This is a genomic window from Micromonospora sp. 4G55, from assembly GCF_016803375.1.
On sequence record NZ_JAEVHN010000231.1, the window covers coordinates 1 to 8785 of the forward strand.

Consider the following 8785-nt stretch of genomic DNA (forward strand, 5'->3'; position numbering starts at 1 on the left):
CGGCCTTGGCGCGGGGGTCACTTGTTCCGGTTGCGGAACTCCGGGTGTTCGAGCAGGAATGCGTCGAGCTGTTCGTTCTTCAGCGCGGTGAAGAAGTCGTCCGCGGCCGGCAGCAGCCGCTCGCCCCGGTACGCGCTGCCGGTGCCGATCCCCTCCCCCGGCAGCTTGATCAGCTCGACGTTCTCCGACCGGACGCCCTTGAGGGCGATGGCGAAGTCGACCACGCTGTTGCCCCGGCCGTTGAAGGTCAGCGACTGGCCGGCGGCCCGGATCACCCGGTCCAGCTTGATCGGGTTGGTCACCACGTCGGCGCTGAACGCCTGGTTGACCATCGCCTTGATGAACTGCTGCTGGTGGCGCTGGCGGCCGTAGTCGGCGTCCGGGACGCCGTTCTTGGGGTAGCGCTGCCGCACGTAGTCCAGCGCCTGCCAGCCGCTCAGGTGCTGGTTGCCCTTCTTGTACTCCGCCTGCGGCCCGATGTACCCCTCGCCGTACGGGTTGCCCTTGCGGTGCGTGCCGTCCGGCTCGCGGTGCTCGGACTTCACGTCCCGCTCGATGTACATGTCGACGCCGCCCATCGCGTCGACGATCTTCTGGAAGCCGGTGAAGTTGATGATCGCGCCGGCGTCGAACCGCTCGATGCCGGTCACGTTCTGCACGGTCTTGGCGAGCAGCTCGAAGCCCTGCGGGGCGCTCGGGTTCTGCCCCTGCACGACGCTGCCGTGCGACATGGCCCCGTTGAGCTTCCCGCTGCCGCCGCCGTAGCCGGCCTTGTCGAACTCGGGGATGTCGACGTAGAGGTCGCGGGGCAGGGAGAACAGGTACGCCCGGTCCATCGACGCCGGCACGTGCAGCACCATGATCGAGTCGGCCAGCGGCCGGTCCTCCGGCTTGCGCGGGTCGATGCCGACCAGCAGGATGTTGAGCGGGCCCTTGACGTCGCTCTTGCGCTCCTGCGCCCCGGCCGCCTGGTCGCCGAAGAGGTCGGCCTTGCCGACGGCGCCCTCGTACCGGGCCAGCAGCGCCTCGTAGCCGACCAGCACCACGCCGCTGAGCAGCATGAGCACGGCGCCGAAGATCGTGCACGTCCTGGCCCACCGCGGCACGCCCGACCACATGGACGGCTTGCCGCCGCCCTTGCCGGCCTCACCCACGAGCTTCTCCATTCGTCGTCACGCCCACGACACAAGGACGGGCGGACGCAGCCGAAAAGTTGCACCGGATCGACGCCGATTGGCGGGCGTCGCGCTCGAAACGGTACCCCGCCGCCGTGGGAATTCGCTCACCCGACAATCGGACACCCGGTCCGAACAGGCTCGGAACGGCCGAAGGCCACCCCGGCGGACCGGGGTGGCCTTCGTCAGTTGTGGCGGAGTTCTCAGCCCTCCGACATCAGTTCCTTCGCCTTGCGCTCCAGGTCCTCGAGACCGCCGCACATGAAGAAGGCCTGCTCGGGGAAGTGGTCGTACTCGCCCTCGCTGATCTTCTTGAACGCCTCGATGGTCTCGCTGATCGGGACCGTCAGCCCGGCACGCCGGTGAACTGCTCGGCGGCGTAGGTGTTCTGCGACAGGAAGCGCTCGATCCGCCGGGCCCGGGCCACGGTGATCTTGTCTTCCTCGGAGAGCTCCTCGATGCCGAGGATGGCGATGATGTCCTGCAGGTCCTTGTAGCGCTGCAGGATCCGCTTCACCTCGGTGGCGACCTGGAAGTGCTCCTGGCCGACGAACTCCGGGGCGAGGATCCGGGACGAGGACGCCAGCGGGTCCACGGCCGGGTAGATGCCCTTGTCGGAGATCGACCGCTCCAGGTTGGTGGTCGCGTCGAGGTGGGCGAACGTGGTGGCCGGCGCCGGGTCGGTGTAGTCGTCGGCGGGCACGTAGATCGCCTGCATCGAGGTGATGGCCTGGCCCCGGACGGAGGTGATCCGCTCCTGGAGCTCGCCCATCTCGTCGGCCAGGGTCGGCTGGTAACCCACGGCGCTCGGCATGCGGCCGAGCAGCGTGGAGACCTCGGAACCGGCCTGGGTGAAGCGGAAGATGTTGTCGATGAAGAGCAGCACCTCCTGCTTCTTCACGTCGCGGAAGTACTCCGCCATCGTCAGCGCGGACAGCGCGACCCGCAGCCGGGTGCCCGGCGGCTCGTCCATCTGGCCGTAGACCAGCGCGGTCTTGTCGATGACGCCGGACTCGGTCATCTCGGCGATGAGGTCGTTGCCCTCGCGGGTGCGCTCACCCACGCCGGCGAAGACCGAGGTACCACCGAAGTTACGGGCGACACGGGTGATCATCTCCTGGATGAGCACCGTCTTGCCCACGCCGGCACCGCCGAACAGGCCGATCTTGCCGCCCTTGACGTACGGGGCGAGCAGGTCGATGACCTTGATGCCGGTCTCCAGCATCTCGGTCTTCGGCTCCAGGTCCGCGAAGGCCGGGGCCTTGCGGTGGATCTGCCAGTGGTCGTCCGGGCTCAGCGTCTCGCCCTCGGTGAGGTTGAGGACCTCGCCGATCGCGTTGAACACGTGGCCCTTGACCGCGTCGCCGACCGGAACCTTGATACCCGAGCCGGTGTCGCGCACCTCCGAGCCGCGGACCAGGCCGTCGGTCGGCTGCATCGAGATGGCGCGGACCATGTTGTCACCCAGGTGCTGGGCGACCTCCAGGGTCAGCTTCTTCTCACCGCCGGAGAGCGTCACGTTGACGTGCAGGGCGTTGAACAGGGCCGGCATGGCGTCGCGCGGGAACTCGGCGTCGACGACCGGGCCGATGACCCGGACCACGCGACCCGTGGCCGTCTTGGTCTCTACTGGGGCAGTCATCACACTTCACTTCCCGACGCGGCCAGCGCGTTCGCGCCGCCGACGATCTCGCTGATCTCCTGGGTGATCCCGGCCTGGCGGGCCGAGTTCATCTCGCGCGTGTACTTCTCGATCATCTCTTCGGCGTTGTCGGTGGCGCTCTTCATCGCCCGCCGACGGGCCGCCGACTCGCTCGCCGCCGACTCGATCAACGCCGCGTAGATCCGCGTGTTGATGTACTTCGGCAGCAGCGCGTCGAGCAGCGCCTCCGCCTCCGGCTCGAACTCGTACGCCGGCAGCAGCCCCTCGGACCGCGGACGGTCCTCGACCTGCATCGGGCCGATGATCTTCGCAACCGGCGTCTGCGTCATCAGGGAGTGGAACTCGGTGTAGACGATATGCAACTCGTCGATCCCGAGCACCCCGTCCGCCCCGGCCTGACCGTCCACGTCGTCCGCACCGGCCGAGAACGCCTTGATCAGCGTCTCGCCCACCTCGCGGGCGTCGGCGAAGGACGGCTGCTCGGAGAAGCCGGTCCAGTTGGCCGCCATCTCGCGGTTACGGAACCGGTAGAACCCGACACCCTTACGCCCGATGACGTAGAGCACCGGCTCCTTGCCGTCGGCCTTGAGCCGGGCGATCAGCGACTCGGCCGTCCTGATCGCGTTCGAGCTGTAGCCGCCGGCCAGGCCCCGGTCGCTGGTGACCAGCAGGACGCCGGCCCGCCGCACCCGCTCGCGCGGGGTGAGCAGCGGGTGGTCGATCCGCGCGTTGGACGCCAGCGCCGTGAGCACCCCGGTGATGGCCCGGGCGTACGGCAGCGACGCCTCCACCCGGGCCTGGGCCTTGGCGATCCGGCTCGTCGCGACGAGCTCCATCGCCTTGGTGATCTTCTTCATCGACTTCGCCGAGCGGATTCGTTGACGAAGAACGCGAACCTGGGCCGCCATGGATCAGCTCTCGGCCGGGCGGTCGGTCGTGCCGTCGCGGAAGCGGGTCACCGTCTCGCGGTTCTCCTCGCCCGCGAGCGGCGCGGCCGGGGCCTCGTTGATCCGACGCTCGTCCTCCTTGCCCAGGAAGACCTGCTTGAACTCGGTGATCGCCGAGTCCAGCGAGGAGATGATGTCGTCGTTCCACTGGTTGTCGGCGATCCCGGCCAGCACGCCCTCGTGCTTGTGGCGCAGGTACTGGAGGAACTCCGACTCGAAGCGACGGATCTCGCCGACCGGGACGTCGTCCAGCTTGCCCTCGGTGCCGGCCCAGACGGAGACGACCTGCTCCTGCACCGGGTACGGCGAGTAGTTCGGCTGCTTGAGCAGCTCGACCAGGCGCGAACCGCGGTTCAGCTGGTTCTGCGAGGCCTTGTCCAGGTCGGAGGCGAAGGCGGCGAACGCCTCCAGCTCGCGGAACTGGGCCAGGTTGAGCCGGAGCGAACCGGCGACCTTCTTCATCGGCTTCACCTGCGCGGCGCCACCGACCCGGGAGACCGAGGTGCCGACGTTGATGGCCGGCCGGACGCCCTGGTTGAACAGGTCGGTCTCGAGGAAGATCTGCCCGTCGGTGATCGAGATGACGTTGGTCGGGATGAAGGCCGAGATGTCGTTGGCCTTCGTCTCGATGATCGGCAGACCGGTCATCGAACCGCCACCCAGCTCGTCGGAGAGCTTCGCGCAGCGCTCCAGCAAACGGGAGTGCAGGTAGAAGACGTCACCCGGGTACGCCTCGCGGCCCGGCGGGCGACGCAGCAGCAGCGACACGGCGCGGTACGCCTCGGCCTGCTTGCTCAGGTCGTCGAAGACGATCAGGACGTGCTTGCCGCCGTACATCCAGTGCTGCCCGATGGACGAGCCGGTGTAGGGGGCGAGGTACTTGAAGCCGGCCGGGTCGGAGGCCGGGGAGGCCACGATGGTGGTGTACTCCATCGCGCCCGCCTCCTCCAGGATGCCCTTGATCGAGGCGATCGTGGAGGCCTTCTGGCCGATGGCGACGTAGATGCAGCGGACCTGCTTCTTCGGGTCGCCGGAGCGCCAGTTGTCGCGCTGGTTGAGGATGGTGTCCAGGGCGACCGTGGTCTTACCCGTCTTCCGGTCACCGATGATCAGCTGACGCTGGCCCCGACCGACCGGGGTCATGGCGTCGATCGCCTTGATACCGGTCTGCAGCGGCTCGTCGACGGACTGCCGGGACATCACGTTCGGGGCCTGGAGCTCCAGCTCGCGGAAGCCCTCGTTGGCGATGTCACCGAGCCCGTCGATCGGCTGGCCGAGCGCGTCGACCACACGGCCGAGGAAGGCGTCGCCGACCGGCACGGAGAGCACCCGGCCGGTGCGCTTGACGCGCTGCCCCTCCTCCAGCTTGGCGGAGTCACCGAGAACGACGACACCGATCTCCCGGACGTCGAGGTTCAGCGCCACGCCGAGCGTGCCGTCCTCGAACTCCAGGAGCTCGTTGGTCATGGTCGAGGGCAGGCCCTCGACGTGGGCGATGCCGTCGCCGGTGTCGGCGACGGTGCCGACCTCCTCGCGGGAGACGTCGGACGTGTAGGAGGAGACGTAGCGCTCCAGGGCGCCGCGGATCTCCTCCGTCGAGATGGTCAGCTCGGCCATCCTCTGCTTCCTTAAGTATCAGGGTCCCGGGATACCTAGTACCGACCGGTCCGAATGGCGTCGATCAGGGGCTGCGGAGACGCTGGTCAGCGCTTCGCGAGCGCGTTGCGGGTCTCGTTGAGGCGGCGCAGGACGGTGCCGTCGTACAGGTCGGAGCCGACCTGCACGCTCACCCCACCGAGCACCTCCGGGTCGACCGTCTGCTTGACGGAAACCTCTCGACCGTACATCGCGGAGAGGCGGGCACCCAGGCGTCGCTCCTCCTCGTCAGTCAACGGGGCTGCCACGGTGACGTAGGCCACCTGGCGGTCCCGCCGTTCGGCGGCGAGTTCGACCAGCCGGGTGAGCGATCCGGTGAAGGAGCGCCCCCCGAAGCCGGCCAGCGCCACCTCGATGAGGCGGACGGTGGCCAGCTTGGCCTTGCCGGCCAGCAGCTCGCCGACCAGGACACCCCGCTGGTCCACCGGCGCGACCGGGTTCGACAGCACCGCGGAGAGCTCGGGCTGGCCGGCGACGACCTGCCCGAAACGGAACAGCTCGTCCTCGACCTCGCCCAGGTCGCCCGCGGCGTCGACGCTGGCCAGCACGGCCTCCACGCCGAGCCGCTCGGCGCCGTCGAGCAGTTGCGACGGCGCCGACCAACGGCCGGAGACCAGCGAGGCGAGCAGGTCGAGCGCGCCCTCGCCGATCTTGCCCCGCAGCATCTCGCCGAGCAGACCGGCGCGGTCCGCGGCGGACCGGGCGGGGTCCGAGAGCGCCCGCCGCAGCCGCGGCTCCCGCCGGAGCAGGCCGGCGACGGCGAGCAGGTCGTTCGCGGTGTGGGCCACCGCGACCGGGTCGGCACTGCGCGCGTACGCGTCGAGGTGCTCCGCCGCGACCTTGTACGACTCCCGGCTGGCGGCCTGCATCAGCGGGCCCCCGCGCTCTCGAGACCGCTCAGGAACCGGTCGACGGTGCCCTTGCGACGAGCCTCGTCGGCGAGCGACTCACCGACGATCTTGCTGGCCAGGTCGACCGCGATCGTGCCGACCTCCGTGCGCAGCTCGCGCACGATGGTGGCCCGCTCGGCGGCGAGCTGCTCCTTGCCCGCCGCGATGATCCGGTCGACTCCTCCCGCGCCTTGGCGAGGATGTCCTGGCGGATGCCCTCGGCGTCGGCCCGGGCGTCGTCCCGGATCTTGGCGGCGTCGGTGCGCGCCTCGGCGAGCTGCGCGCGGTACTGCTCGAGGAGCTGGTTGGCCTCGGCCTGGGCGGCCTCGGCGCGCTTGATGCCACCCTCGATCGCGTCGACCCGCGCCTGGAACGTCTGCTCCATGCGGGGGAAGACGAACTTCATCAGCACGAAGCAGAGCACGGCAAAGGCGACCGTCCCGACCACGAGCTCCTGCCACAGCGGGACGATCGGGTTGTGGGCCGTTTCACCACCTTCGGCGGCGAGCAGGTGGTACATGGTTACCTCCCGGTCAACAGGGGTGGATCAGGCGCCAGCCCAGATGAAGCCGAAGGCGATACCCAGCAGCGCGAGGGCCTCGATGACGGCGAAGCCGATCCAGACGTACGGCAGGGTCATCCGGGACGACTCCGGCTGGCGGGCGGTCGACTGGATGTAGGCGGCGAAGACCAGGCCGACGCCGATGCCCGGGCCGATGGCCGCGAGGCCGTAGCCGATGGCGGCGGTGCTGCCCTCTACCGCGGCGAGAACGCTAGCGTCCATTGGTGTGGTTCCTCCTGGTTATCACGCGTGACGGTCACGCGGGACGACAACGGTTGGTGCAAAGTGGATCAGTGCTCGTCGGCGAGCGCGCCCTGCACGTAGCTGGCGGTCAGCACCGTGAAGACGTACGCCTGCAGGACGATCACCAGGAACTCGAGGAAGGTCAGCGCGATGGTCATCACCCAGGACAGCACCGAGACCGGGGCCAGCCAGGTGTTGGCGCTGAGCATCGCGAAGCCGCCGAGCGTGAAGACCAGCAGGAGCATGTGGCCGGCGAACATGTTCGCGAAGAGACGGACGGCCAGCGAGAACGGCCGGACGAGGAAGGTCGAGAAGAACTCGATCGGGATCAGCAGCGGCAGGATGTACCAGGGCGCCGGCGGGATCAGCGAGTTCTTGACGAACTTGCCGAAGCCGTGGTGCTTGATGCCGGCGTAGATGAAGAGCACGTAGCTGATCACCGCGAGGATCGCCGGGAAGGCGATGTGCGAGTTCGGCGAGATCTGGAAGCCCGGCAGGATCGCGAAGAAGTTGGTCAGCAGGATGAAGCAGAACAGCGTGGTGAAGTACGGCGCGAACCGCACTCCCGCGTGCCCGATCATGTCGACCGCGATGTTGTTCCGCACGAAGCCGTAGATCGACTCGGCGAACCACTGCTTCTTCGTCGGGACCAGCTGCGGCTTCCGGTAGCTGGCCAGGAAGAAGATGATCAGGACGCCGACCGCGATCCAGACCATCGCCGTGATCTTGGTGAACCAGTAGGAGTCGTGCCCACCCCAGGGCAGGATGCTGGGCAGGTAGAAGTCCTCCACACTGGGTGGGAATGCCGCCTGGCCCGCTGCCAGGACGTTCGCCTGTCCGAACACCGCGTCCCTTCCTAAGTAGGCGTGCCGAGTCGGCGGACGACCAGGATGATTCCCCCGGCCATGCCGAGCACGACGCCGATCCCGGTGGCGATGCCTCCGGTGTCGAGCCACTGGTCGACCAGCCAGCCGATGAAACCCCAGAAGACCATGCCCGTGATGAGGTATCCGAGCGCGGTCCAACCCTGGCCGGCACCGGACGGAACGTCGCCTGAGCCGCCATTGGGTTGGGGGGTTTGGTCACCAGCCATGACGGGGCGAACGATATCAGTCGGGAAGACGAGGCTGTGCCTCACCCCCGCACAACCGTCGTTGTGTGGGCCTTTGGCGGGCGCGTCGTCTGGAGGCACGCTACTCCCCTTCCGCCACCCAGAGAATGACCGAAGGTGGACAGACGCGCGCGTCGTCCGCCAGGTGGGACGCCGCCACGAATCGACCACGCTCGGTGTGCGCCCGAGCCGTCAGCCGGCGACCCCGCGCCGGTGCACCCTGGTCAGCCACCAGATGTGCACCCCGGTCCAGACCGCCACGCCCGCCGCGATGCCGAGGCAGAGCGGGAGCAGCCCGGCCCAGCCGGTCGACGCCACGGCCACCATCACGACCCCCAGCAGGGTGAACTTGGCGGCGTACAGGCCGAGTCCGAACGGGAGCACCAGCTGCGGGTTGACCGCGTCGGCCCAGGCCAGCACCACGGTGGTCAGCGTATAGCTGGCCGCCGTCACCGCCACCCCGGCCGCCGCGCCCAGCGCCGCGTCGCCACCGCCGACCACCCCGCCCACCAGGGCGCCACCGCACCCAGCAGCACCG

8 protein-coding genes and 2 pseudogenes are annotated in these 8785 nt (G+C 68.8%); all 10 read right to left on the bottom strand.

From position 1 onward, the window contains the following. Nucleotides 1–17: 17 nt before the first annotated feature. Entirely contained in the window at nucleotides 18–1166 is a 1149-nt protein-coding gene (locus JNW89_RS19130; protein ID WP_238449942.1) for an LCP family protein, read from the bottom strand. A gap of 212 nt (nucleotides 1167–1378) precedes the next feature. Beyond that, nucleotides 1379–2817, bottom strand: a pseudogene (gene atpD, locus JNW89_RS19135) (F0F1 ATP synthase subunit beta). Continuing rightward, nucleotides 2817–3746 carry a F0F1 ATP synthase subunit gamma gene (locus JNW89_RS19140; RefSeq protein WP_238449943.1) on the bottom strand — a complete coding sequence of 310 codons (930 nt, stop codon included), beginning with the start codon at nucleotides 3744–3746 and terminating at the stop codon, nucleotides 2817–2819. The pseudogene atpD and the gene JNW89_RS19140 overlap by 1 nt, the downstream one beginning before the upstream one ends. A 3-nt stretch (nucleotides 3747–3749) precedes the next feature. Next, nucleotides 3750–5402 carry a F0F1 ATP synthase subunit alpha gene (gene atpA / locus JNW89_RS19145; RefSeq protein ID WP_238449944.1) on the bottom strand — a complete coding sequence of 551 codons (1653 nt, stop codon included), beginning with the start codon at nucleotides 5400–5402 and terminating at the stop codon, nucleotides 3750–3752. Nucleotides 5403–5488: 86 nt separating this feature from the next. Further along, nucleotides 5489–6310, bottom strand: coding sequence for a F0F1 ATP synthase subunit delta (locus JNW89_RS19150; protein WP_238449945.1), 822 nt, complete (start codon nucleotides 6308–6310; stop codon nucleotides 5489–5491). Further along, nucleotides 6310–6851 (bottom strand): annotated as a pseudogene (locus JNW89_RS19155) (F0F1 ATP synthase subunit B). Before JNW89_RS19155 ends, JNW89_RS19150 begins: the two are co-directional and overlap by 1 nt. Before the next feature lie 27 nt (nucleotides 6852–6878). Then, nucleotides 6879–7115 (bottom strand): F0F1 ATP synthase subunit C, encoded by a 237-nt coding sequence (locus JNW89_RS19160; protein ID WP_088960568.1) that lies wholly within the window; start codon nucleotides 7113–7115, stop codon nucleotides 6879–6881. A 68-nt stretch (nucleotides 7116–7183) separates the two neighbouring features. Beyond that, the gene (gene atpB, locus JNW89_RS19165) at nucleotides 7184–7981 is read right to left on the bottom strand and encodes a F0F1 ATP synthase subunit A (protein ID WP_238449946.1); all 798 of its coding nucleotides are present in this window, start codon (nucleotides 7979–7981) and stop codon (nucleotides 7184–7186) included. Between the two features lie 11 nt (nucleotides 7982–7992). Next, the gene (locus JNW89_RS19170) at nucleotides 7993–8229 is read right to left on the bottom strand and encodes a hypothetical protein (RefSeq protein WP_154942274.1); all 237 of its coding nucleotides are present in this window, start codon (nucleotides 8227–8229) and stop codon (nucleotides 7993–7995) included. A 210-nt stretch (nucleotides 8230–8439) separates the two neighbouring features. Then, nucleotides 8440–8785: hypothetical protein (locus JNW89_RS19175; protein ID WP_238449947.1), on the bottom strand; the 346-nt coding region annotated here is incomplete at its 5' end.